This is a genomic window from Sporosarcina aquimarina (genome assembly GCF_019748715.1).
Lineage (GTDB): Bacteria > Bacillota > Bacilli > Bacillales_A > Planococcaceae > Sporosarcina > Sporosarcina newyorkensis.
The window spans coordinates 1-341 of record NZ_JACLBZ010000045.1 but is presented as its reverse complement, the minus strand read 5'-3'; the positions used below and the strand labels follow the sequence as shown (position 1 = coordinate 341).

The window sequence follows — 341 nt, the reverse complement described above, 5'->3', positions numbered from 1 at the left end:
ATCATAGGAGGATTCGTTAATCCAAAATGAAGTGCGGTTTCATTTAAAGAAGTACCTGTCCTTTTCATAAAGCTTAGTACATCGAGCTTGAATTGAACAGGGTAAACTTCCTTACTTTTCTTTCGAAACACTCCTTTGACACCATACTTCTCGTATGATTTCACCCAATTCCTAATTTGTGTATCAGCCTTCACACCATATTTTCTGGCTAATGTCTTATATCCAGATTTACCATCGAGATACTCAAGAATAATCATCATCTTAAATTCATTACTATACTTAGCCATAATAAAACACCCCAAAAGTTAGATTTTGAACTCTAACTTTTGGGGTGCACGTCA

1 protein-coding gene is annotated in these 341 nt (G+C 35.2%); it reads right to left on the bottom strand.

Features of this window, described 5'->3' with window-relative positions:
- Positions 1 to 287, bottom strand: a 287-nt coding sequence (locus H7J92_RS17395; RefSeq protein WP_221838276.1) for a helix-turn-helix domain-containing protein, incomplete at its 3' end; no start/stop codon positions are given.
- Between the last annotated feature and the right edge of the window lie 54 nt (positions 288 to 341).